At 66.7% G+C, this 23,919-nt stretch carries 21 protein-coding genes; 13 read left to right on the top strand and 8 right to left on the bottom strand.

Translation table 11 applies throughout. The annotated features are described in order from the left end of the window. Nucleotides 1–31 precede the first annotated feature (31 nt). The 5 genes from fliG to Pla123a_RS17280 all read right to left on the bottom strand — a co-directional run bounded on the left by fliG (nucleotide 32) and on the right by Pla123a_RS17280 (nucleotide 4,245). A complete protein-coding gene (gene fliG, locus Pla123a_RS17260) occupies nucleotides 32–1,021 on the bottom strand; it encodes a flagellar motor switch protein FliG (RefSeq protein ID WP_231956525.1) in 990 nt (329 codons plus the stop codon). 188 nt (nucleotides 1,022–1,209) lie between these two features. Further along, a complete protein-coding gene (locus Pla123a_RS17265) occupies nucleotides 1,210–1,680 on the bottom strand; it encodes a chemotaxis protein CheX (RefSeq protein WP_146589239.1) in 471 nt (156 codons plus the stop codon). Between the two features lie 197 nt (nucleotides 1,681–1,877). Then, on the bottom strand, nucleotides 1,878–2,369 hold the full coding sequence (locus Pla123a_RS17270) for a 6-pyruvoyl trahydropterin synthase family protein (protein ID WP_146589241.1): 492 nt from the start codon (nucleotides 2,367–2,369) through the stop codon (nucleotides 1,878–1,880). A 20-nt stretch (nucleotides 2,370–2,389) separates the two neighbouring features. Continuing rightward, a complete protein-coding gene (locus Pla123a_RS17275; RefSeq protein WP_146589243.1) occupies nucleotides 2,390–3,277 on the bottom strand; it encodes a triphosphoribosyl-dephospho-CoA synthase in 888 nt (295 codons plus the stop codon). Beyond that, nucleotides 3,274–4,245, bottom strand: a complete 972-nt coding sequence (locus Pla123a_RS17280) for an alpha/beta fold hydrolase (RefSeq protein ID WP_197528068.1) — start codon at nucleotides 4,243–4,245, stop codon at nucleotides 3,274–3,276. Before Pla123a_RS17280 ends, Pla123a_RS17275 begins: the two co-directional genes overlap by 4 nt. A gap of 117 nt (nucleotides 4,246–4,362) precedes the next feature. On the opposite strand from Pla123a_RS17280, the gene Pla123a_RS17285 reads away from it, so the two are divergent. The 7 genes from Pla123a_RS17285 to Pla123a_RS17315 all read left to right on the top strand — a co-directional run bounded on the left by Pla123a_RS17285 (nucleotide 4,363) and on the right by Pla123a_RS17315 (nucleotide 12,122). Next, nucleotides 4,363–5,013: a metal-dependent transcriptional regulator gene (locus Pla123a_RS17285; protein ID WP_146589247.1), complete on the top strand. Its 651-nt coding sequence runs from the start codon at nucleotides 4,363–4,365 to the stop codon at nucleotides 5,011–5,013. A 530-nt stretch (nucleotides 5,014–5,543) separates the two neighbouring features. Continuing rightward, a complete protein-coding gene (locus Pla123a_RS17290; protein WP_146589249.1) occupies nucleotides 5,544–5,894 on the top strand; it encodes a hypothetical protein in 351 nt (116 codons plus the stop codon). Between the two features lie 210 nt (nucleotides 5,895–6,104). Further along, complete coding sequence (locus Pla123a_RS17295) at nucleotides 6,105–6,410, top strand: hypothetical protein (protein WP_146589251.1); 306 nt, start codon at nucleotides 6,105–6,107, stop codon at nucleotides 6,408–6,410. A gap of 11 nt (nucleotides 6,411–6,421) precedes the next feature. Then, complete coding sequence (locus Pla123a_RS17300; protein WP_146589253.1) at nucleotides 6,422–7,552, top strand: hypothetical protein; 1,131 nt, start codon at nucleotides 6,422–6,424, stop codon at nucleotides 7,550–7,552. 146 nt (nucleotides 7,553–7,698) lie between these two features. Further along, nucleotides 7,699–8,808 carry an alkene reductase gene (locus tag Pla123a_RS17305; RefSeq protein ID WP_146589255.1) on the top strand — a complete coding sequence of 370 codons (1,110 nt, stop codon included), beginning with the start codon at nucleotides 7,699–7,701 and terminating at the stop codon, nucleotides 8,806–8,808. A 150-nt stretch (nucleotides 8,809–8,958) separates the two neighbouring features. Further along, nucleotides 8,959–10,269 (top strand): acyltransferase family protein, encoded by a 1,311-nt coding sequence (locus Pla123a_RS17310; RefSeq protein ID WP_146589257.1) that lies wholly within the window; start codon nucleotides 8,959–8,961, stop codon nucleotides 10,267–10,269. Nucleotides 10,270–10,319: 50 nt separating this feature from the next. Continuing rightward, nucleotides 10,320–12,122 (top strand): phospho-sugar mutase, encoded by a 1,803-nt coding sequence (locus tag Pla123a_RS17315; protein ID WP_146589259.1) that lies wholly within the window; start codon nucleotides 10,320–10,322, stop codon nucleotides 12,120–12,122. Nucleotides 12,123–12,234: 112 nt separating this feature from the next. Here the strand turns inward: Pla123a_RS17315 and Pla123a_RS17320 are convergent, their stop codons facing one another. Beyond that, a complete protein-coding gene (locus Pla123a_RS17320) occupies nucleotides 12,235–14,526 on the bottom strand; it encodes an RNA polymerase sigma factor (protein ID WP_197528069.1) in 2,292 nt (763 codons plus the stop codon). Between the two features lie 348 nt (nucleotides 14,527–14,874). On the opposite strand from Pla123a_RS17320, the gene Pla123a_RS17325 reads away from it, so the two are divergent. The 5 genes from Pla123a_RS17325 to Pla123a_RS17345 all read left to right on the top strand — a co-directional run bounded on the left by Pla123a_RS17325 (nucleotide 14,875) and on the right by Pla123a_RS17345 (nucleotide 21,085). Then, the gene (locus Pla123a_RS17325; RefSeq protein WP_146589263.1) at nucleotides 14,875–16,284 is read left to right on the top strand and encodes an excinuclease ABC subunit UvrC; all 1,410 of its coding nucleotides are present in this window, start codon (nucleotides 14,875–14,877) and stop codon (nucleotides 16,282–16,284) included. A 254-nt stretch (nucleotides 16,285–16,538) separates the two neighbouring features. Beyond that, nucleotides 16,539–17,555, top strand: a complete 1,017-nt coding sequence (locus Pla123a_RS17330) for an NAD-dependent epimerase/dehydratase family protein (RefSeq protein ID WP_146589265.1) — start codon at nucleotides 16,539–16,541, stop codon at nucleotides 17,553–17,555. 214 nt (nucleotides 17,556–17,769) lie between these two features. Beyond that, entirely contained in the window at nucleotides 17,770–19,572 is a 1,803-nt protein-coding gene (gene aspS / locus Pla123a_RS17335) for an aspartate--tRNA ligase (protein ID WP_146589267.1), read from the top strand. 48 nt (nucleotides 19,573–19,620) lie between these two features. Next, entirely contained in the window at nucleotides 19,621–19,878 is a 258-nt protein-coding gene (locus tag Pla123a_RS17340) for an antitoxin family protein (RefSeq protein ID WP_146589269.1), read from the top strand. 334 nt (nucleotides 19,879–20,212) lie between these two features. After that, on the top strand, nucleotides 20,213–21,085 hold the full coding sequence (locus Pla123a_RS17345; protein WP_146589271.1) for a hypothetical protein: 873 nt from the start codon (nucleotides 20,213–20,215) through the stop codon (nucleotides 21,083–21,085). Nucleotides 21,086–21,211: 126 nt separating this feature from the next. Here the strand turns inward: Pla123a_RS17345 and ahr are convergent, their stop codons facing one another. Further along, entirely contained in the window at nucleotides 21,212–22,216 is a 1,005-nt protein-coding gene (gene ahr / locus Pla123a_RS17350) for an NADPH-dependent aldehyde reductase Ahr (RefSeq protein ID WP_146589273.1), read from the bottom strand. 435 nt (nucleotides 22,217–22,651) lie between these two features. Between ahr and Pla123a_RS17355 the strand changes: the two genes are divergently transcribed. Next, nucleotides 22,652–23,545 carry a PEP-CTERM sorting domain-containing protein gene (locus Pla123a_RS17355; RefSeq protein WP_146589275.1) on the top strand — a complete coding sequence of 298 codons (894 nt, stop codon included), beginning with the start codon at nucleotides 22,652–22,654 and terminating at the stop codon, nucleotides 23,543–23,545. A 79-nt stretch (nucleotides 23,546–23,624) separates the two neighbouring features. On the opposite strand, the gene Pla123a_RS17360 is transcribed toward Pla123a_RS17355, so the two are convergent. Further along, nucleotides 23,625–23,834, bottom strand: coding sequence for a DUF1206 domain-containing protein (locus Pla123a_RS17360; RefSeq protein ID WP_146589277.1), 210 nt, complete (start codon nucleotides 23,832–23,834; stop codon nucleotides 23,625–23,627). Between the last annotated feature and the right edge of the window lie 85 nt (nucleotides 23,835–23,919).

Here is a 23,919-nt window from a genome sequence, read left to right on the forward strand (position 1 = left end):
GCCGTCTACACCCTGCCGAGCCCCGAGGGGGCTACTGCACCATCATCTCCTCTTCGCCGTTGGCGTTGATCTCGATCTCGCCGGAGTCTTCCATGCCGCGGACCAGGTCGACGATCTCCTGCTGCTGGGCCTCGACGGCCGACAGCTTGACGGCGCCCATGTACTCCATTTCCTCGCGGAGCATGTCGGCGGCCCGCTGGGACATGTTGCCGAGGACCTTGTCCTTGAGCTCCGCGCTGGCGCCCTTGAGGGCGAGCGCCCACTGCGAGTTCTCGACCGTTTTGAGGATCTTCTGGATGTCGCGGTCGTTGAATTTGGCAATATCGTCAAAGACGAACATCAGCCGCCGGATCTCCTCGACGAGTTGCGGGTCCTCGGTGGCGAGGTTCTCGAGCAGCGTCCGCTCGGTCGACCGGTCGGAGACGTTCAGCATCGCGGCGACCGACTCGATGCCGCCGGCCATCTGGAAGCTCTGGCTCATGACGCTGCTCATGCGGCGCTCGAGGCCGCGCTCGACCTCGCGGATAATCTCGGGGTTGGTCTGACCCATGCCGGCGACGCGGCGGACCACGGCGAGCTGCTTCTCCTGCGGCAGGCCGGCCAGAATCTGAGCGCCGAAGGCCGCCGGCAGGTGCGACAGCACCAACGCGATGGTCTGCGGGTGCTCGTCGATCACGTAGGTGAGGATGTTCTGGCTGTCGACGTTCCGCAGGAAGCCGAAGGGCAGGGCCTCGATCGACTGGCGGATGTTGTCGAGCGTGTCGCCCGCCTCGGAGCCGAGCGCCTTGCGGACCAGGTTGCGGGCGAGGTCGAGCCCGCCGGCGCCGCTGCCGGTGTTGGGGTTGGCGTCGGCGAACGACCGGATCACCGACATCTGCTCGTCGGCCGGGATCCGCTTGGTGCGCGCGATCTCGATCGAGACTTGCTCCACCATGGACGGTTCGAGTCGGCTCAGCAGATCGGCCGCGTCGTCCTCGGGGAGGCTCATCAGCAGCACGGCGGCGTTGTGGATGTCGGACACGGCGCAAACTCTTCCCTGGGGCCCAAAGACCTGCGCGGTGGGGACGCTCCATTCCGCGCTACGCGCAGTCTGGTATCGGCGCCCAGCGGAGGCGCTCATGAGAAGAAGTAACGATTAGGCGGACTGTAGCGGCCCTGGCGGGCCGCCCGGCGCGGCTAGCAGTGCTGGCGCCGCGCCGTGCGGGTTGGCTAGGCGATGACCTTGGAGGGCTCGAAGCCAACCTCCAGCAGCAGCGGGCCGAAGTCGGTGTCGTAGCTGACGCTCACGGGGGGCGACGACGACGGGAAGCGGACCTCGTGGCCGACGCCGGTCACGACGTTCGGCAGGCTGACCGACAGCTCGTACTGCTCGAGCTCGACCTTCGCCTGGCCGGCGATCATGTTGGCCAGCTCGCCGACGGTGTCGATGACGTCGTCGTTCAGCTCAGTAATCTCGTCCATCAACATGACCGACGCCGCCTTGATCGCTACCTCCTCGGAGAGGTTGATCACCACGGTGCCGATCGCGTGGCCCGACAGGCCGATGATGCCGCTGATCGGATACTTGCGCACCTTGGGGTCGCCGAGCGTGAGGTCGCCGCGGCGGGCCTCGGCATTCAGCATCGTGCTGAACGTGTTAGAGACGGCCTTCAGGAACGGATTAATGTGTTCGGCTTGCATTGTGCATCCACTGACTCAGGTGGCGCCCAGAGGGCAGACGGAGTGCCGCCGCACGGGTGCGGAGCTGTGTGTACCCCAAGACTAGGTTCCCACAGCGACGCGGGGACCAACCGCGCCCGCTTTACGGCAGACGGCCCACACTTCGGCGCCGGGTGTAGCGGTTGCGCCGAGGGCAGGGCCCGCACAACCGGAACGGGTCAATCGGCCGTCCAGCTCCAGACGCCCTCCTGGCCGTTGCACTCGTCGACCGAAACCGTGATGGCGGCAGGGCTTGCGTAGCCGCCCTCGCGGAGCCGCTCGTGCAACCGCTCGCCGAGCACGCGGGCGAGCAGCTCTGCGGTAGTGTTTTCCACCTCTAGCAGGACACAATCGCCGAGCGGGAACACCCACCGGCGTTCCTCAAAGGTCGCGGTCACCTCTTGACCCGCGACCTCGACGCGGATCGTGGGGTGCTTGGTCGGCAGCAGCACGTGGTGGTCGAGCTCCTGGGTCAGCTTGGCCAGCGTGTCCCGCACGAGGATGAAGTCGACCACATACTGGTTGGCGTCCAGCGGGCCGTGCACCTCGGCCGCGACCGCGTAGTTGTGCCCGTGCAGCCGCTCGCAGATGTTGTCGCCGAAGGTGATGAAGTGGGCGGCCGAGAACACGAAGTGCTCCTTGGCGACCCGCACGTGGTATTGCTCGGACATGATTGGATTCTGGAGGGAGGTCAGCTCGGGGCGCCGTAGAACCGCACCGGCCAGGATAACCGATCCTCGACCAGCAGGCAGAACAACGCCGCGGCGACCACGTCGGCGGTCGCGCCGGGGTTGCGGCGGTGGCCGTCGGACCGGAGCCAGAAGTCGAGGTCGGCCAGCTGCTGCTGGTAGGCGTCGCTGCCGAGAGGGCCGGCGTCGATCACCCGCCCGGCCCGCGCGGCCGACTCCGCGGCGACCCCGGGCCCGCACTTGCGGGCGATCAGCGTGTCGGCCGCGGCGGCCATCTGCGCGGTGTGGGCGTGGACGATCGCGTCGGCGAGCGGCGCGCCGTCGGCTAGGAGCGTGGCGATCTGCGCCGCGACCGCGGCGACGTCGGCGAAGCCGCCCGCGTGCTGGCGGGCGACCAGGTCGCGGTCGGCGGCGAGGGTCATCGCCTCGTAGAGCGTGACCGCGGGCGACTGCTCGCTGAGGTCGGCCTTGGCGGATTCGCCCATCCCGCCGGGGGCGGCCAGGCGGATCGCCTGGTAGGCGAGCCGGGCGTCGTCGCGGGTGGTTTGTCGGGCGACCGCGGCGGCCGCGCCGCAGATGCCGCCAGCGGGGCCGGCGCCCTTCGCGAGCGGCCCGAGCAGCAGGATGGTCCCCAGGTGCGTGTTGACCGCGACCGCCGCCCGCATCGCCTGAACCGCGCTGAGGGTCAGCTCGCCCACCGTCTGGTCGGCCGCGCTGTCGAACACCTGACCCACCGCGACCGCCGCCGTGACGAAGTCGCCGTAGGACATGTCGGCGAAGTCGGCGCCGCGGTAGACGTTGCCCGGCTTGGGGGCGGTTGCCTCCCACAGGCAGGCGAGCGTCGCGCACGCCCCCAGGCTGCCCGGCCGGGCCGGGTCGGCGGGGCTCATTGCCGCCCCGCCGCCGGGGTCGAGCCCAAGAACTGCGCGACGATCTTCTCGGCCTCGACCGGCGCGTCCTCGACTACCCAGTGGCCGACGTCCTGCAGGCGGTGGGTCTCGGCCGCGGGCCACGATTTAAGAAACCGCTCCAGGCACCACGGCGCGAAGCACCAGTCCTTCATCCCCCAGATCAGGCAGATCGGCAGTTCGGCGAGCGCGGGCAGGCCGCCCTCGATCTTCTCCAGCGTCTGCCACGTTGGGTGCGACGCGTTGCGGGGGATGTCGGCGACAAAGTCGTACACTGCGCGGCGGCGGCGCCAGTCGGGGTGCGGCGCGAGGTAGGCCTCGCCGACGCCCGGCGGCAGGTCGGGCGAGCGGGAGAGCGTCATCCGGAGCGCGGCCCACGAGAACGCGTTGAGCCCCTGCAGGGCCCACCGCCCGAGCACCGGCGTGCGACAGACATCAATCCGCAGCGGGATCTTCTCGGGCGGGAACGCCCCGGTGTTGAACAGCACGATCCGTTCGAAGCGGTCGCGGCGTTGCTCGAGCGCGCCCAGGCCGATCGAGCCGCCCCAGTCCTGCGCGACCAGCGTCACCCCGCGCAGGTCGAGCGTGTCGATCAACCGCACCACGTTGTCGATGTGGTCGGCGAGCCGCAGCGGCTCGGGTGGCAGCTCGCTGCCGCCCATGCCGAGGTGGTCCATCGCGACGCACCGCCGCTCGCCGCGGAACTTCTTGATCAGCCGCCGCCAGTGGTAGCTCCAGGTCGGATTGCCGTGCACGAACAGCAGCGTCTGCTCGGCGCCCTTGGGGCCCTCGTCGGCGTAGTGCAGCCGCCCCTGCGGAGTCGACAGCCAGTGGCTGGGAAACTCGACGTGCCGTCGGACCTCAGGCGGGAGCTCGGCGGCAGGTCTAGCACCCGGCGCGGCGTCGGCCGGGCGGGCGGCGGGGGCTAGATTGGCATCGCCGACTGGCATGATTACGCTGGGGAGTGCTAGTGGTTGAGGAAGGCGGGCCCACTGCTGTGGCTGGGGTATCCGCCCCTCGAGGTAAGGGTGATTCAGCCCCGTGATTATCATCCAGGAGCACGCCGTGTGGCTAGCCTTACTGTCGAGAACTACCTGAAGACCATCGTGCACCTCGCCGGGGAGCACGAGGCGGAGACCATCGCCACCGGGCAGATCGCCGCCGCGCTGGGCGTGTCGCCCGGCACGGTCACCAGCATGCTCAAGACCCTGGCCGACAGCGGCCTGGCGACTTACACGCCGTACGAAGGGGTCCACCTGACTGCGTCCGGCGAGCGGCTCGCGATGCGGGTCATCCGCAGGCACCGGTTGATCGAGCTGTTCCTGGTGCAGACGCTCGGGCTCTCGTGGGACGAGGTCCACGACGAGGCCGAGAACATGGAGCACGCGGTCAGCGACTGGCTGGTCGACCGCATCGACGCCCAACTCGGCTTCCCGTCGGTCGACCCGCACGGCGAGCCGATCCCCGCGTCGGACGGCTCGATCGCCGCGCCGTCCGACGGGCCGTTGGCCGACCACCCGCCCGGCGTGCCGTTCCGGGTTACGCGTGTGGTGGACCAGTCGCCTGAGTTCCTGCGGAAGCTGAGCGACGCGGGGCTCGAGATCGGCGCCGAGGGTCGGCTGGCCCCGCCCTCGACCGAGGGCGCGTTGGTCGTCCAGGTCGACGCCGGGCGGCGCACGCTGAGCGCCGACGAGGCGTCGCGCGTGATGGTTGAGTAGACGCAGCGAAAGCGACAGCGCAGCAAAAAGGCCGCGTGGGGCGAACCCACGCGGCCTTCTCTTGTAACAAACTCCCGGTCGCTTGCGACGGAGTGGAGTCGCTTGAAGAAAGACGCAGGTCGAACAGCGCTGCGCGCTGCCATGTTACCGACCCGGGCCAATCAAATTAGTGGTCCTCCCGACGGAATGGCGACCGGAAAGTTTGAATCGTGTCCGCCGACGCAGGCGATTGCTTGCGGCCGGCGGTTGCTTGCGTGTGCGTGTAGTTATCGTCTCCCGGCGGCGGGCGACATGAGCCGGTTTGGCGCCGCCGTGGGACGGGCAAACCTACACAATAATCCTAGTCCGCGAAACCTTGCTGGCGAGCTTTTATTTCACGTTTCACGCTGTTGCAAACCGCGCGCCCACAGGGCCCCGCTATCGGGGTGGCGGGTGGCGAATCGGCATTGCCGGCGAGCGGCGGGCCTGCTAATTATCCGCCCCTGCGCCGCTCGCGAGGGGGAAACCGCAAGCCGAACCAACGCACGAATATGGGCCGTTACCGCCACAAGTCCGCCGCATTTCTGAGCATCGCTCTGGTATTCTGCCTGACCGCGGGGCTGTTCGCCGCGCAGCAGGGGGGGAAGGAGCCCACCTTCCGCGAACGATTGGTGCTGGGCCTCCAGGCGAGGCGCCCCTCGGAGGTCGAATTCATCGACGCCGTGGTGGACACCGTCGAGCGCGGCCGCCTGCCACGCAAGCTGGTCGACCGCACGTACTTCTGGGCGCGGGAGCGATCGCCGGTCCGCAACGGCAAGAAGTCGCACCGCCCCATCATCTACTTCCAGCCGGCGCTGACGATCCAGGCAGAAAAGCTGGGAATCACGATCGCCCGCGACTAAACGGCCGTTGGGGCGGCCTTCAGGGCGGCCTTCAGGCTGAGCGGCCTTGAAATTGTGCCGCCATCAAGTCGACCAATGGATCGCCGCAGGTTGCGCCGCATCCCGCCATCGGGTGGGCGGGCGCCGATAGTCAGCGGCCGCAAATTCCGGTATATTCAGGACTTGGATTTTGGTGGTCGTATTCTTTCCTCCCTCCCAGGCATCGGTTAGATGGCACGTAAAGTAGTAAGTCGCAAGGAATTACGTGCCGAGGCCGAGGCAGCCGAGAAGCTGGAGAAAGAAGCCCCCAAGAAGAAGAAGGCCGCCAAGAAGAAGACCACCCGCAAGACCAAGAAGGCCGCCGCCGAGGTCCGCCTCAAGGCGTTCTGGGGCGTCTTCAACCAGTCGCTCAAGCGGGTCGCGCTGTACGACTACAGCCAGAAGAAAGAGGCCGAAAAGAAGGCCGAAGAGCTGACCTCCAAGGGCAAGTCGCCGCACTTCGTGCAGCCGGTCAAGGAAGTCATCGAAGAAGCTTAGGGGACGCTCCGGTGGGGCAGCCCGTCGTGTTCTGGATTGCCTCGGTCCTCGCTTTGTCGCTGCTTGGCTCCCCCCACTCCGCCGGTGCGGAGCCTACCCAAGTTGTCGTAGTCGGGACGCAGCATTTTCTCACCGACATGCCCGCTGGGTTCACGCCGGGCCACCTGCGCGCGTTTCTGGTGAAGGCGGAGCCCGATCTGCTTGCGGTCGAGGCGCCCTTCAATGCTCCCGACCCGTGGAGCTACGCCCCCTACGAGTTATCGCGTGTGACCAAGCCGTGGGCCGACCAGCTTGGACTGGCGGTCGAGCAGTGCGACTGGTTGGAACCAACCTACCAGCTGCAACTAGGCCAGTGGCTGTCCGGGCTCCGCACCGCCGGGCACGGCGTTGAGCTGCAGCGGATCGAGGCGGTCTTCCAAGCGAAGAACGCTCAGCCGCTGACCTTCGAGCTCGCGAACTCCGACGCCAACTACGAGCTGTGGCGCCGTTACCACGCCGACCTGCAGCGGCTCGCCGTCGGCAAGTCTCCGTGGCAGGCGCGGAACGACCACATCGTCGAAAACGTCTGCAAGTTGGCCGAGCAGCATCGCGGCCAGCGGATCGCCGTGGTCTTCGGCGCGGCCCACGCCTACTACTTGGTCGACCACCTGGCCGGAGCGGACGGCGTTGAGGTGATCCCAGCCGGCCGGTTCCTGCCGCTCACCGACGCCGAGGTCCAGGAGCACACGCATCAAGAAGACCACCTCCAGGCGCTGCGCCTGCTGAACTTCGGCGCTGTCGGGCCGCAACAGCTCGACAAGTGTGCCGAGCACCTCGCGCACCTCGAGGGCGCCCCAGAGTTCGCAGGTGACTACTTGCTGTTCCACGGCAAGCTGCTGCTGCATCAGGGCAAGCCCGCCGACGCCTTGACCGACTTCAACGCCCTCGCCGAGTCGGGTGGCGATGCGGTTTCTCGATTCGACGGGGCCAGCCGCCTCGGCGAGGCAGCCCGCGTCTATGCGGCGATCGCGTTGAGCCAGCAGGGCGAATCCTCGGCGGCGCGCGAGCGGCTAGAAGCCGTTGCCGCGGATGAGAGCGTGACCACCCCGACGCGGCAGTGGGCCCGCCAGCTGCTGGCAGCGGCGCCAACCGCCACCGATTGAGCGCCACACGGGTCCGCCAGCGATAGGGCCCCTTTCCAGCTTGCCGGTTGCCGAAGCAAGCGTTGGCGCTATGATTAACTCCCCACCGCGCCGACCTGCCCGCGCTAGCCGCTCTGGCCCCCGCCCTCTAGCCCCAAGGAATCTGCATGGCTCAAGCCACCAGCACCGATTCGCTGCTCTCGCCCTACGACCTCCACGGACTTCAGCTGAAGAACCGCGTGGTGATGGCGCCCCTCACCCGGGGGCGGGCCGGCAAGGGCCGCGTGCCGCAGGCAGTAAACGCGACCTACTACGCGCAGCGGGCGTCGGCTGGGCTGATCATCTCCGAGGCGACTACCGTCTCGCCCCAGGCTAATGGCTGGAACGAGTCGGCCGGCATCTACACCAACCCGATGCAGCTGGGGTGGACCAAGGTCACCGAAGCCGTACACGACGCCGGCGGGCGGATCTTCATGCAGCTGTGGCACACCGGCCGCGCCTCGCACAGCGAGTTCCACGCCGGCGCCCCGCCGGTCGCCCCGTCGGCGATCGCGATCGACGGCGAGCACGCGCACACGCCGACCGGCAAGCAGCCCTACGAAACCCCGCGGGCGCTCGACACCGAAGAGATCCCCGAAATCGTCGAGGACTACCGCAACGCCGCCGCGCGGGCCAAGGAGGCCGGCTTCGACGGCGTCGAGGTGCACTCGGCCAACGGCTACCTGCTCGACGAGTTCCTGCAGTCCAAGACCAACCACCGCGACGACCGGTACGGCGGCAGTATCGAGAACCGCTACCGGATGCTCGGCGAGGTTATGGCCGCCGTCACCGAGGTGTGGGACTCGACCCGCGTCGGCGTGCGGCTGTCGCCCAACGGCTCGTTCAATGGCATGGGATCGCCCGACTACCGCGAGCAGTTCACCCACGCGTTCGAGCAGCTCGACCAGCTCAACCTGGCCTACCTGCACGTGATGGACGGCCTCGGCTTCGGCTTCCACGAGCTGGGCGAGCCGGTCACGCTCGCCGAGGTCCGCAAGCACTACCACGGCACGCTGATGGGCAACTGCGGTTACGACCGCGAGTCGGCCGACCAGGCGATCGCCAGCGGCGACGCCGACCTGATCTCGTTCGGCCGCCCGTTCATCAGCAACCCGGATCTGGCCGAGCGGTTCGCCAACGGCTGGCCCCTGGCGCCCGAGGCGCCGATGGAGGATTGGTACTCGCCGACCGGGGCCAGCGGGTACACCGACTTCCCGGCGTACGAAGCGACCGCGTAGCGGGCCTCGTTGTGGCCAAATCGCAAGGTGGTTGTGTTTCCGCAACAGAGTCGCGGGCAGATTGCCGGCGTTTTGCCGGGCTCTGGCGGCTGGCGCCTCGATTGCATCCTCCCGTGGCGGACTCCCTCCTCCCGCCCGGCGACTGCCTGCATGACGAAGCCGAACGCCTCCTCCGCTGCTCCCTCGACGGGCCGCATCCTGGAACTCGACGCCCTGCGTGGACTGGCCGCCGTCGCAGTGGTTCTGTTCCATTTCACCACGCGGTTTGAGGCGCTGTTTGGTCGCGCGACGCCGCTCGGCTGGTCGGTCTCCCTCGGCGAGTACGGCGTCGACCTGTTCTTTATGCTGAGCGGCTTTGTGATCCTGATGACGCTCGAGCGGACCACGGGCTGGTTCTCGTTCGTGTGGGGCCGGTTCAGCCGGCTGTACCCGGCGTACTGGGTCGCGGTTGGGTTGACCTTCGCGGTGGTCGCCTGGTTCGGGCTGCCGGGGCAGGAGGTCTCGCCGCGGGACGCGCTGCTGAACGTGACGATGGTCCAGTCGCTGCTCGGCGCCGAGCACGTTGACGGCGCGTACTGGTCGCTGCAGGCCGAGGTGATCTTCTACGCCAACATGCTGCTGCTGTTCCGCAGCGGCGTGTTCCGGCGGCCGCTGACCGCGGTGGTCGCTTGGGTCGCCGTGTCGGTCGCCGCCCTGCTGATCTCGTTGGGCGCCGAGCACGGCCTGCTGCCGGCCGCCGCCGCGCACGTCACCAAGCTGATGACCCTCGGCAGCCTGAAGTACATCCCGCTGTTCGGCGTCGGCATCCTGCTGTACTCGCTGAAGCAGCGGCGGATCGACAGCCTCGAGGCCGTGCTCGGCGTCACCCTCTGTTTGCTGGCCGACGTGCTGCACCACGGTGTGACCGCTGGCGTCGTCGGCATCGGGCTGGCGGGGCTGCTGGCCGCCGCCGTCCACGGCCGGCTGCCGTGGCTCAACCAACGCGGGCTGGTCTACCTCGGCGCGCTTTCGTACCCGCTCTACCTGGTGCACCAGAACATCGGCTACGTGATCATGCGTTCGGCCGAAGCCGCAGGCATCGCCCCGGGGCTTGGCGTCGCCGCCGCGGTGGCGGTCGCCGTCGTGCTGGCGGCGGCCTTGCACCACCTGGTCGAAGGGCCCTCGCTCGCCTGTCTGCGGGGCAGGCGTCCGCACCTCTCTTGGCTGAAGCTTGGGAACCGCCAAGACGCCAAGCCTGGCGGTTGGGTAGTGCCCGCCCGACCCGCTCGCGAGTCAGCACGATTGCCCACACTGATTGTCGGTTCGCGGACTGCCCCTAGCCCCTTGGCGACTTGGCGTCTTGGCGGTTCACTTCTTTATCGGGCGTCGAGATGCCGCCCGGCGGGCTGCAATCGCTCTCGCGTCCTGGCGGTAAGAACGCCGAACGTGGCCCCGCTACGCCGCCCGGGTCTTCTGTGCTAATTTATGGTTCGCTCTGGCAGTTGGAACCATCGAAAACCCGCAGAACCCGTATGACCATCGACGAAGCGCTGACCGCCGCCAAGGGCGCGGTCGCCGACGGCAAGCTGACCGACTCCGCCCTCGAGAACCTAACCGCCTGGCTCACCGAGGACCGCTACGCCGAGTACGCCGACCAGATTGTCGAGCACGTCGAGCGGGGCGACTGGCAGACCCTCGATGACGTGTTCTGGACCATCATCCCGTTCGGAACCGGCGGCCGCCGCGGCAAGATGTACCCGTTCGGTTCGAACGCCATCAACGACCGCACTATCGGCGAGAGCGCCCAGGGCCTGGCCAACTACATTAAGGACACGCTGGGCGAGGGGGCCGAGCTGTCATGCGCACTCTGCCGCGACACCCGCCACAACGGCGAGCGGTTCGCCAAGCTGTGCGCCGAGATCATGGTCGCCGCCGGCTTCAAGGTCTACATGCTGCAGGGCTACCGCAGCACGCCCGAGCTGTCGTTCGCGGTCCGCTACAAGAACTGCTCGACCGGCATCATGGTCACCGCCAGCCATAACCCTCCCAGCGACAACGCGGTGAAGGTGTACTGGAGCACCGGCGGCCAGGTGCTGCCGCCGCACGACAAGGGGATCATCGAGCGGGTGATGAACTGCCAGGAGATCATCCGCGTCGACTTCGACAAAGCCGTCGCGGACGGCGACATCGTGTTCTGCGAGAACGAGGTCGACAAGGCGTTCATCGAGAACGTTGTCGCGCAGGGCCGACCCGGCCCGCGGGAACTGAAGGTGCTGTACTCGCCGCTGCACGGCGTGGGCGCCACGGCGGTTGTGCCGGCGCTCTCCGGCGACGGCTTCAAGGACGTGGAGATCTTCGGCCCGCACGCCGAGCCCTCGGGCGACTTTCCCAACGTGCCGGGCCACGTGTCGAACCCCGAGCGGCCGGTGGTGTTCGACGCGATGATCGAGCACGCCAAGACCAGCGGCGCCGACCTGTGCGTCGCGACCGACCCGGACTGCGACCGCATCGGCCTGGCCGCGCCGGTAATCTCCGGCGGCAACGACTGGAAGACCCTGACCGGCAACCAGATCTGCGCCCTGCTGTGCGACTACGTCGTCGAGACCTACCCCGGCACGCTGACCCAAGAGCACTTTGTCGTGCAGACGCTGGTCACCACGCAGATGGTCCGCCGCATCGCCGACAGCTACGGCGCCAAGGTGGTGGGCGACCTGTTGGTCGGCTTCAAGTGGATCGCCGGCGCGATCGATGAGAACGGCCCCGACAAGTTCCTCTACGGCTGCGAGGAGTCGCACGGCTACATGACCGGCACCTATGCCCGCGACAAGGACGGCGCGGTCGCGTCGATGCTGGCGTGCGAGCTGGCCGCCAAGCTGAAGGCCAACGGCAAGTCGCTGCACGAGAAGCTCGACGATTTGTTCTGGCAGCACGGCTGCCACGCCGAGCGGCTGGTCAACGTGCAGATGCCGGGCAGCGAGGGCATGGCCGAGATGAAGAAGGTGATGGCCGCCTTCCGCACCGATCCGCTCGAGGCCGTCGGCGGCCTGCCAATCAAGCAGGTGCGGGACTACCTAAACAACGTCAAGATCGCCGTCGGCGGCACGGCTCCGTCGGCGCCGCTTGAGGGTCCGACCGGCGACCTCGTGATCCTCGACACGCAGGAAGAAGGGACTTACGTCGCCTGCCGCCCCAGCGGCACCGAGCCGAAGATCAAATTCTACATGTTCGCCTACACGCCCGCCGAGCAGCTCCACGACCTCGACGAGACCAAGGCCGACCTCGAGGCGCGCCTCGACGAGATGGAAGCCGACCTGCGGAAGTTCGCCGGAGTTTGACAAGCAGCCGGCGAGCTACGCCTCGGCGGAAGCCCTGGTGAACGGCCCGATCGTCAGGAGAGCATGCTCAGGGGCAACCGCCGAGGCGTAGCTCGCCGGCTACTGAGGCTTGCTACTCATCGGCGTTGCGGAGAGCCTGCTCGGTCTTCAGGTCCTCGATCTGTTTGGAGAGCTCGGCCGCGACCTGCTGGAGCTGCTCGATCTCTTCGCGGCGCCGTTGCAGCTCGGTGTCGTTAGAGGAACGCTGGCGGAGGCGTTGCTCGATACTGTCGACCTCGGCTTCGAGTTCCTGGCGGAAGTCGCCCGACGGCTTGCCTTCCAAGGCCTCCATGCGTCGTAGGCTGAGCAGCTCGTCCTGAAGCTTAGTGAGCAGAACTACGTCGAGCTGGTTCTCCACGGCATTCTGTGGATCGACGATCGACCCGCTTTCTTGTGCCAACGCTTCGTAGGCATCTTGCTTGCGTTGAACCTCTCGCAGCACTTCCTCGCGTCGCCGCAGCAGTGACTGCAACAGGTCGTCGCTTCGCTCCCTGGCCGCGTTGTCTGGCGTGGTCGTGGCTGTCTCTGCCGCGGGCGCCGCTCCCTTGGCGCGCCGCACAAGCTGCAGCAAAGCGTTAATCTGCTTGTGCGTGCTTTCAGACTGGCTCACCACCAGCCCGTGTTCGCCAGATGCGTTGATTCCGGCGCGGCTCTCGTCGGCCCAGGTGTCTGGCTGCACTACGGCCGCAACGAGCTCTTGCAACTCCTTGGGGGGGATCCCGAGATCGGAAGCTTGGTAGACTCTTGTGGTCACCTGATCGTCACGGTCCTTAGGCTCCGCGGCCTGTTCGCCCGGTGGAACCGCCGCGAGCTGCTCCAGCACCTTTGCCAGCTCGCGGTGCCCGGCGTAGGTCTGCCGCACGAGCAGGTCGCCATTGGAGAGGGCCTCGATCTCGGCTTCGCCCTTGTTCTCGGACCAGGTGTGGGGAGCGACGATCGTGATAAACGTCTGCCGCAGTTGCTCGGCGTCGTAGCCGAGTCTGCTGGTCGGGTAGAGCTTGGTTGACGAGTGCGTTTCAGCCTCTTCTTGCCCCGTGATGAGCAGCACCTCGTTTGCGATCACATGCGTCAGGTCGAGCCGCGCTAGCATCAGGTTCAAGGCGGATTCGAGGCTGATGTTTCGCAGGTTGATTGTGACTGGCTCGTCGGTCCCGATTCCTAGGTCGTCGAACGCCTTCTCGTCAAGCTGAATCTCGATTTCGTACTCGTTCCGCAAGAAGTCGATGCACTCTTCCAGCGGGATGTCGAGAAATTCGAGACCCTGTCTGGTTAGCGGCTTGCTGAGAGCGGCTTCGATTTTGGCGACTGATTCGCTCTGCGGTCTGAGGCGGCTCATGAGCGCAGACGCCGGAGGATTCTGAACGGGGGCGATGGCGGGTTCCGGGGAGCTTTGGCTGGCCGGCGCCGCGGCGACCGCGAACTCGCTTTCGCTGACCACTTGCTCAACCGCGTGCTGCAGCGGGACTGCGCCGCCGCCCTCATCGGTACCTTGCGAGTACGCCAGGTGGACGCCCAACGCCAGCACGGCGACGCCGGCGGCGGTGAGCGGGATCAGCAGCTTGGGGATTCCTAAGGCGTGCATGGCGCTAAGTTCCTCGGCGGCGATGGGGTTAACGGTGGGATTGGCATTGAGTTCAGCGGTTGTCCCGGTTCCGCCGCAGGCTACGGCCGTGGCGGTGGAGATCAGCGATTCGGGCAACGCGGCCTCGGCGCGGGTCGCCTTCAGCACGGCGACCACCGCCGCCAGCGTGACGCCGCGGCGGCGCAGCCGGGCGCGGAGCTCGCTCTTGCCACGCTTCAGCCGGCCCTCGAGCGCGGCGACCGAGATGCCGAGCTCGGCGGCCGTTTCGACGTTGCTCTTGCCGGCCAGGTACCGCAGCACCAGCGGGCGGCGGAGCTTGTCGGGCAGGGCGGTCAGCTCCTCGTCGGCGACCATGCCGTCGTGCCGGGCGAGCAGCTCGTCCAAGGGGTCGGCGTGCAGGACCACATCGCCCTCCAGGTTCTGCGTGGCGCCGTGCGGGCCTGCTCGGCGGACGCGGCCGCTCACCCGCAGGGCGACGCCGTACAGCCAGGCCGACAGCGACGCCCGTCGGCGGATCTTGCGGACCGACTCGGCCAGCACCAGGAAGGTCGCCTGGAACGCGTCCTCGGCGTCCTCGGGGCAGAAAGTGTTGCGGCGGCAGACCCCCAGCACCAGCGGGCCGTGCCGCTCGACGAGCTGGCCAAAGGCGTGCTCGTCCCGCTCGGCGGCGAACCGGGCGAGCAGTTGGGCGTCGGTCGGCTCGGCGGCGAGCTGACCGGAGGCGGCGGGCGCCTCACAGTCCTCGTCGGTCGTCAGCTTCAGCGCGGGTTGGGCGTGGGGCATCGGCGGCGTGCTCGCTGCGGTTGGGTTGCTACATCCGTAGTGCCGTGGACAGAGTGACCCCGGGCGCGAGAAATCTGAGGAAATCAGGAAAAGCCCGCTCATCGTAGAGCAGGGGAGGGCGGCATGGCAAAGAACCGCAAAAAATAGCCGGCGAGCTACGCCTCGGCGGATGTCCCAGGGAACGCACTCCTGACGATCAGAGCGAACCCCAGGACTCTCGGCGAGGCGTAGCTCGCCGGCTAATGGGAGTGTTATTCCTTGGCATTCCCGCAACGCTAGCAGGGGGCCAGCAGGGGAAACGCCACTTTCCGGCCAGGCGCGGCGGTTCTAAGCTTACTTATTCCGCCCATGCCCGAAGACGCCGCCCCAGACGAGCCCGCTGTTATCGAGTCGACCCCGGCCGGGGACACCGGCGCCGCTGCGCCGGAACTGCCGAAGACGCAGGGCGAGTTCTTCGCCCGCGCGGCAGAGAAGGTCAAGAGCAAGTTCCCCACCACGCCGGGCGTGTACCTGTTCCACGACTCGGCCGGGCGGGTGATCTACATCGGCAAGGCGAAGAACCTCCGCGCGCGTGCCGGCAGCTACTTCCTGGCCGCCGCCGCGGCCGACGCCCGCACCCGCGACCTGGTCCGCGAGGCGCACGACATCGAGTGCGTCGAGTGCGACAGCGAGGTCGACGCGATGCTGATGGAGGCGCGGCTGATCAAAGACATCCAGCCGAAGTTCAACAAGGAGCTCCGCGACGACAAGTCGTTCCCGTACCTGCAGATCACCACGCACGAAGACTTCCCGCGGGTCGAGATCACCCGCACGCCGAAGTCGTCGGCGGCCAAGCTGTACGGGCCGTTCACCAGCGTGTACGCGCTGCGCGGCGCGTTGCAGGTGCTGCAGCGGATCTTCAAGTTCCGCACGTGCAGCCTCGACATCGAAGACGGCGACGAGCGGTGGCGGTGGTTCCGCCCCTGCCTGCTGGCGTCGATCGACCAGTGCACCGCGCCGTGCAACCTGCGGGTCAGCAAGGAGGACTACCGCCGCGACATCGCGCGGCTCAAGACCTTCCTCGACGGCGGCAAGAAGAAGCTGCTCCGCGAGCTGCAGGCCGAGATGAAGGAGGCCGCCGCCGAGCTGCGGTTCGAGAAGGCGGCTCGGCTTCGCGACGAGATCACGCTGCTCGAGCGGCTCGACGAGCGGGGCGACCTCGAGAAGGACGCCCAACCCGAGGTGTTCTACGTCGACCCCAAGAAGGGCCTGGCCGGGCTGCAGAAGGTGCTCAAGCTGCCCGAGCCAATCCGCGTGATCGAGGGCGTGGACATCGCGCACCTGGCGGGGCAGGAGACGGTCGCCAGCCTGGTGCAGTTCATCGACGGCCTGCCGTTCAAGCCGGGCTACCGCCGGTACCGCATCCGCGAGGTGCAGGGAATCGACGACTTCGCCAGCATCCGCGAGGTAGTCGCCCGGCGTTTCAAGCGGCTCGAGGAGACCGACCAGGCGTTCCCCGACCTGCTGCTAGTCGACGGTGGCAAGGGCCAGCTCTCGCGGGCGATGCAGGCGTTCGAGTCGCTCGGCATCGAGCCGCCGACCGTGATCTCGCTCGCCAAAAAAGAGGAGCTGATCTACCGCCCCGGCGAGAGCGAGCCGATCGAGCTGAGCCGCAACTCGTTCGCCCTGCGGCTGCTGCAGTACGTGCGGGACGAGTCGCACCGCTTCGCCCAGCACTACCACCACTTGCTGCGGCGGAAGCGGACGCTGGGGGAGTAGGGCAGGAGCAGGCGTGGGGGCAACACTGGAGGGTGCCGGGGGCGCTCCGCGCTAGCGGAAGCCCCCGAGATGTACTCACCCCTGGCCAGTACCTCTCGGGGGCTTCCCTGGCGGGAGCGCCCCCGGCACCCGAGAACGCCTCTCGGCCGGCGGCCCTTGCCTTCGCGGCCCATTCCGCGGAAGGTAATGGGTCCCCCCGACCGCGGCGAGGCGTAGCTCGCCGGCTCCTTGAAACCATTCCCCGCGACTCTTCGATGCTCGCCCTCGTCACCGGCCCCGGCGGATTCCTTGGCCGGTACATTGTCGAACAACTGCTCGCCCGCGGCGATCAGGTACGCGGGCTGGCGCGGGGCGACTACCCCGAGCTGGCGGCCGCGGGGGTTGAGATGCACGCCGGCGACCTGGCCGACCGCGAGGCGGTGAACCGCGCCGTGGAGGGGGTCGACTGCGTGTTTCATGTCGCCGGCAAGGTCGGCGTGTGGGGCCGCTGGTACGACTACTTTCAGTCGAACGTGCAGGGGACGCTCAACCTGCTCGGCGCATGCCAGGATTCGAATGTCGACCGGATGGTGTTCACCAGCAGCCCGAGCGTCACATTCGACGGGCGGCACCAGAAGAACGTCGACGAGTCGGCGCCGTACCCTACCAAGTGGCTTGCCCACTACCCGCACTCCAAGGCGATCGCCGAAAACTTCGCGCTGTCGATGAACGGCCAGCCGCTGGCCGACGGGCGGGAGTTCAAGGTGTGCGCTCTGCGGCCCCACCTGGTGTGGGGGCCGCGGGATCACCACCTCACCGCGCGGCTGATCCAGCGGGCCCGCTCCGGCCAGCTCCGCCGCGTTGGCGACGGCCACAACCTGGTCGACACGATCTACGTCGAGAACGCCGCCGAGGCGCACCTGCTGGCGGCCGACGCGCTCGCCGAGCCCGACAGCTCAGTGGCCGGCAGCGCGTACTTCGTCAGCCAGGGCAAGCCGGTCAACTGCTGGGGCTGGATCGACGAGATCCTCGCGCTGGTCGACCTGCCGCCGGTCGACAAAGCGGTGTCGGCCCGCAAGGCGGTTGCGGCGGGGCTGACGCTCGAGCGCTGGCACCGGCTGACCCGCAACTGGGAGGAGCCCCGCATGACGCGGTTCCTGGCCCGGTCGCTCTCGACGCACCATTACTTCAATATCGAGGCCGCCAAGCGGGACTTCGGCTACCTGCCGCGGGTCTCGACCGAAGAGGGCATGCGACGGCTCGGGGAGTGGCTGAACCAACCCAGCGGTTAGTCCTGCGGTAGCCCACCCCGCCAGGGGTGGGACTAGCCCGGCAGCAGGATTGTCCCACTCCTGGCGGGGTGGGCTGTGCTATGGCGGCACTTTCCCTGGGAAGACTCCCTCACTTTCCGGCCCCCGCCGGCGCAAGTACAATCAGCGATTCGCTTTAACCGATCCGGGGGAGCCTCCATTCCCCTTTCGCCTTTCCCCCTTCCCATTTCTGACGATGCTCCGCACGCACACCTGTGGTGAACTCCGTGAATCCGACGCCGGCTCGGTCGTGACCCTCTGCGGCTGGGTCGACAGCTACCGCGACCACGGGGGCGGCCTGTTCGTGGACCTCCGCGACCGGTACGGCCTGACGCAGATTGCGTTCAACCCGCCCGACACGCCCGAGGCGTTCATCGAGGCCTCCAAGGACCTGCGCGCAGAATTTGTGATCCAGGTTACCGGCAACGTCGCGGCCCGGCCCGAGGGGCAGCACAACCCGAAGCTCGCCACCGGCGACATCGAGCTCCGCGCCACCGAGTTCAAGCTGCTCAACAAGGCCAAGACCCCGCCGGTCTCGCCGTCGGCCAAGGTGACCGACCTGCCGGGCGAGGAGCTGCGGCTCGAGCACCGCTTCCTCGACTTGCGTCGGCCGGTGATGCAGCGCGCCATGATGCTCCGCGACAAGCTCACCAAGCGGATGCGCGACTACTTCGAAGAGCACGGCTTCATCGACATCGAGACCCCGATCCTCGGCCGCAGCACGCCGGAGGGGGCCCGCGACTACCTGGTCCCCTCGCGGGTGCACCACGGCCACTTCTACGCGCTGCCGCAGTCGCCGCAGTTGTACAAGCAGGTCCTGATGATGGCCGGCTACGACCGCTACGTGCAGGTCGCCCGCTGCTTCCGCGACGAGGACCTCCGCGCCGACCGGCAGCCGGAGTTCACCCAGGTCGACCTCGAGATGGCCTTTGTCGAGCAGGAAGACATCACCGGCATGATCGACGGCTTGGTCGAGAAGCTCGCCAAGGAGGTCCTCGACATCGACGTCCAGCTGCCGCTGCCCTGCATGACCTACGACGAGGCGATGACCCGCTTCGGGCACGACGCGCCCGACCTGCGGTTCGGCCTCGAGATTGTCGACCTGACCGACATCGCCCCCCAGAGCGACTTCGGCGTGTTCAAGTCGGTGGTCGAGTCGGGCGGCCACGTCCGGGCGATCTGCGTCAAGAAGGGCGCCGAACACTACAGCCGCCGCGGCATCGACGCGCTGACCGAGTTCGTCAAGGGCTTCGGCGCGAAGGGCCTCGCCTGGTTCCGCGGGGAGAAGGGCCCAGAAGGCAACCCCGTGCTGAACAGCAACATCGCCAAGTTCTTCTCCGACGAGCTGCTGGCCGAGATGGGCGAGCGGCTCGGCGCCGAGGAGGGCGACCTGATCCTGTTCTCCGCCGACAAGTGGCTCGGCACCTGCAAGGTGCTGCACGCGCTGCGGACCAAGATCGGTGAGGAGATGAAGCTGTACGACCCGAAGGACATGCACTTCAGCTGGGTCGTCGAGTTCCCGATGTTCGAGCGGGCCGAGGACGCCGACAACCCCCAGGCCGAGGGCAAGTGGTCCGCCATGCACCACCCGTTCACGGCGCCGCTGCCCGAGCACCTGGAGTTCCTCGAGTCCGACCCGGAGAAGTGCCGCGCCCAGGCATACGACCTAGTGATCAACGGCTCGGAGGCAGGCGGCGGCACCATCCGGATCCACGACGCCGAGACCCAGAGCAAGGTCTTCACGCTGCTGGGCATCGACAAGGAAACGGCCCAGGACCGCTTCGGCTTCCTGCTCGAGGCCCTGCAGTACGGCGCGCCCCCGCACGGCGGCATCGCGTTGGGCCTGGACCGGATGGTGATGCTGTTCGGCGGCATCGACAACATCCGCGACGTCATCGCCTTCCCGAAGACCCAGAAGGCGTCGGACCTGATGACCGGCGCACCGGGCACAGTCGACGCGCGTCAGCTGAAGGAGCTGGCGGTGAAGGTGGATATGTAGGGGGCAGTAGGTTTGCCTTGCGGCTAGTCGCGGTGGTATACTGCCGGTATGGACGAGCAAGTCGACGCGATCTACGAAAACGGCATTCTGCGGCCGAGCACGCCGCTGAACCTGCCTGAGGGTGCGCACGTCCGGGTAGTCATCGGCCGGGCCACGGATGAGGCCGATGCTACAGGCGAATCGCCATCGCCGCAGAGCGACCTTTGGCAGATCGCCGACGAGACTCCGCAGCCGGCGGATGCCCAGCAATGGTCCTCCGCAGATCACGATGAGCTGCTGTACGGCGATCCCGATGGGCCAGCGTAGATGGGGCGACCTCTGTTGCCGCCGCCAATTGGTTTAGCGCCCTCGTGCGGAACGTGCCGCGGCGCCTCAAGTGCTGCACGCTCCTTGCCTCGCTTGCCGGTAGTGCACGGACCACGAACTTTGTCTTCGAAAAATTGGGTGAGGCGGCCGCCTACTAGGGGTATCGCGAAAGTTCTCGCAGAATGAACCTATTCTGGTCCCAGGGATCTATCAGTAGCGGCCTATTGCTTAACCTGATAATTGGATCTAGATCGGCTCGGCAGCGGCGACTTCGCTATTAACTGGGAGTCGACCTTTCTATTTCTTGGAAGTCCGCGTCGGTTAGGAAATGGCCATGAAAATCTACGTACCGCCAAGGATTCCGAAGCGAAGCCGCCCCGACGAACTTAAGAACGTTATCGAGAAACTGGAGGCCGCTGGAATCAAAGTCGCTTCAACTTCCAGGATTGGAGATATCCAACGACTCTTCGCGAATGGAAAAGGAAGAGTCGATCCTGATGATCCTCGTTTCGAACGTGCGATTGAGAGTGTACGCGACCTTCAATCTCTTAGCTTCATTCTGGACCAACACGACCTTAACGCAGCCGACCCTGCATTCAAACGACTTCTGTCCAGCGTTGTGAAAGATTCGGATCTTCCACAAAAGGATCGCGTCAATTCTAGGGGACGCGACGCTGTTTTCGAACTCCATGTTGGCGGGGCTTGCATCGCGGCTTCGTTCGATGACGTTCGCTATGAGGAGCCAGACATTACGTTCGGTTTGGATGGAGTACGATACGGAATGGCCGCAATGCGAGTAAAGAGTGAAGCAAGTGTGAGCAAACGCGTGCGGGACGGCGTGCGCCAGGTGAAGAAATCAGGACTGCATGGTGTTGTAGTTCTCGATACCGCCTTGGCGTTCAATCCACAGAATCGGATTTTCCCGAAACCGGTATCTGATCGAGAGTTCATCACTGGCTATCGACGCGTATTAGCCGATAAGTGGAAGGTTTTAGACCCCATACTACGACCTCTTTTGAATCATCGCCTAGTGTTGGGGTTGATAGCGCACGACCATATGGTGCGACAGAAGTTGGACGGAGAGTGGTACTGGCAAAGAATGTCAGGTGAGCTGTTTCCGCCTGACCAACTGGACGATGACAAAGCAACGTTCGAGCGCATATTGAGATTCTACAATATGGGTCAGCCAAACCATTTCTACGGGTAGCCGTTAAGCGGCACTGGACTGGGCGGGCGCTCGAGGAAAGGTCTGGGGCAGGTTCAGCGCGCTGGCGATCCTTCCGAAGAACCAGCAACCGCCGCTCGGTAGCGGCGACCAGCTATTAGCCCCCATCTACTCCCCGGCCTTCAGCACCACCCGGTACCGCGCCTCGCCCGACTCGAGCCGCGCCATGGCCTCGTTGATCTGGCTCATCGGGTACTGCTCGGTCAGCGGTTTGATGTCGTGGCGGGCGCAGAACTCGAGCATCTCCTTGGCGCGGACGATTGCGCCGGTTGGCGACGCGCTGATTGATTTTTGGCCGGCGATCAGCGGGAACACGGTCGCCTCGATCTTCTCGGCGGCGCCGACCAGGTGCAGCGTGCCGCCCGGGCGGAGGGTGTTGATATAGGCATCCCAGTCCAGGGACGCGTTGACGGTCACCAGCACCATGTCGTAGGAGCCGGCGGCCGACTTGAGCGCCTGCTCGTCACGCGAGTTGAGGAAGTGGTGGGCGCCCAGCTGGCGGGCCTCGTCCTCCTTCTCCGGCGAGGTGCTGAACGCGGTCACCTCGCAGCCCCACGCGTTGGCGAACTGCAACGCCATATGCCCCAGGCCGCCAATGCCGACGACCGCCACGCGGGCGGTCGGGGCGATGTCGTTCTCAACTAGCGGGTTGAACACCGTCAGCCCACCGCAGAACAGCGGCCCGCAGTCGACCGACGAGACGCCCTCGGGGATCGGCAGGCACCACGCGGCCTGCGCCCTGACGCGGTCGGCGAAGCCGCCGTGGCGGCCGACGATGGTCCCCTCGGCGTCGGGGCAGCGGTTCTGGTAGCCCGACAGGCACTGGTCGCACCGCAGGCAGGAGCCCGACGTCCAGCCGACGCCGACCCGCTGGCCGACCTCGAGCCCACGCACGCGGTCGCCTACCGCGGCGACGCGGCCGGCAACCTCGTGCCCGCCGACAAACGGGTATTGGGAGATGCCCCAGTCGTTCTTCTTCATGCTGAGATCGCTGTGGCAGACGCCGCAGAACTCGACCTCGACTTCGACATGGTCGGCCGCGAGCTCACCGGGGTCATACTCGAATGGCTCGAAGTCGGCTTCGGGAGCAGACGCGGCGTAGGCGTGGATCATTCGGAGATCTCTCGGCAAAGGTTTGGGGCAGGGAGTCGGAGCCGTTCAGCCGTCGATTATGCAGGCGCTAGAGGCGTCCGTGCTAGGCTCGGCATCGCATGCTACTGTCGAGGCAAGGTTAGGGGACGGGCCGGTCGGTTCAGAAGTCCCCGGGGCTGTGCCTTCCGCTGTCCTGACGCGGCGGGCGACCTGGTTCCCAATCCGACCGCTGCAGCTCTGCGACGGCTTCGTCGGACGGTCGCCGGGCCGTTGAGCGGTTAACCGAGGGAGAATTCTCTACCGGTTGCGCAAGCGGCTCTTTACCTCGCGCAGAAGTCGTTGCGCAACAACTTGTTTGGTTGACGGCCACCGGGAAGCCGAACACGATCAACCGAAGCGCTGCCGCCGGTTTGCGGCGTGTCGATACAGGCGATCGAACACCTAAGGAGCGACCTCATGACTCGGACTCTACCTGTGCTCGCGGCCACCGCGGCCGCGGCGACCCTGTTTGCTGCTGCGGCAAACGCAGCACTCTTCTCAGACGACTTCAACGACGGCGCCGCCGGGACCCGGTGGTCGATCGTCAGCCAGCAAGAGGGCGAAGTTGGTCCCGATGGCAGCGTTGACTTCGCCTTCGATTACAGCACGCTGGGCATCGCCAACCCCAGCGGCGGCACGGACACCACCGGCGTGTTCGTGCAGGTCAACAAAGTCGACGACGGCCCCGTCAACGAGGGCGAGTCCTACGCCATCTACCCCACCGGCATGAGCTTCTCGGGCAACTACACCCTGCTGGCCGACATGTTTGTCTACAACGACGGCGGTGGCGGATCGACCGAGCACGGCATGGCCGGCCTGTTCCTCGACAACAACGCCCCAGTCGCCCCTTACGAATTCGGCGCTTCCGGCGGGCCGCTCGCGTGGGTCTACTCCGGCGAAGGCGGCGACGGCACCGGCGACCTCGGCATTTACGCCGAGGGCAACGCTACCAGCACGGGGTACACCGGCCTTGGCGACTACGCCGACCAGCCGGTCCTCCCGGCAGGCTTCGACGCCTCCGCTGGGCCAGCATCGACCAACCCGCGTGGCTCGTGGGTAAAGGTCGGCGTTCGCGTCAACGGTGACCTTGTTAGTTACATGCTCAATGGCGTCGTGATGGACACCTACGACAACAGCGGCGGGTTCTACAGCGGCGGCAACATCCTGCTGGGCGGCATGGACGTCTTCAACTCGGCGAACGGCGCCAACGGCGTCATCATCGACAACGTGGTAGTTACGCCCGAGCCGGCCAGCGTCGCGCTGGCGCTGCTCGGCTGCCTAACCGCCGTGGGGCGCAAGCGTCGCCGCTAGGCGTTGCTGAGTTCATTCGCGTAAAAGAGCCTCCCTGAGCACGCTTGCCAGGGGGGCTCTTGTTGTTTGAGGGAGTTTGCTAGGCAGGCGTCTGCACGCGTCGGTAGACCGCCTCGACGATACTGTACACGCCGTAGCAGAACAGCCCCGCGGCGACCGCGGCCATCAGCCACGGGCCGTACGCCTGGGCTCGGATCCAGTGGAGCGCTTCGGGCAGGCCGCCGGCCTTCTCGGGGTTGGTGGTCACCGCGGCGTAGACAATGAAGCCGCCGATGATGGCGAACACCACGCCACGTTACGCCGTTAACCCTCTGACAGTAGTAAGATTGGTCTTGATGCGGTGGCTTGGTCGCCTTAGAGGCGGTGTGGAAGAT

The sequence above is a fragment of the Posidoniimonas polymericola genome, assembly GCF_007859935.1.
GTDB classification, from domain to species: domain Bacteria; phylum Planctomycetota; class Planctomycetia; order Pirellulales; family Lacipirellulaceae; genus Posidoniimonas; species Posidoniimonas polymericola.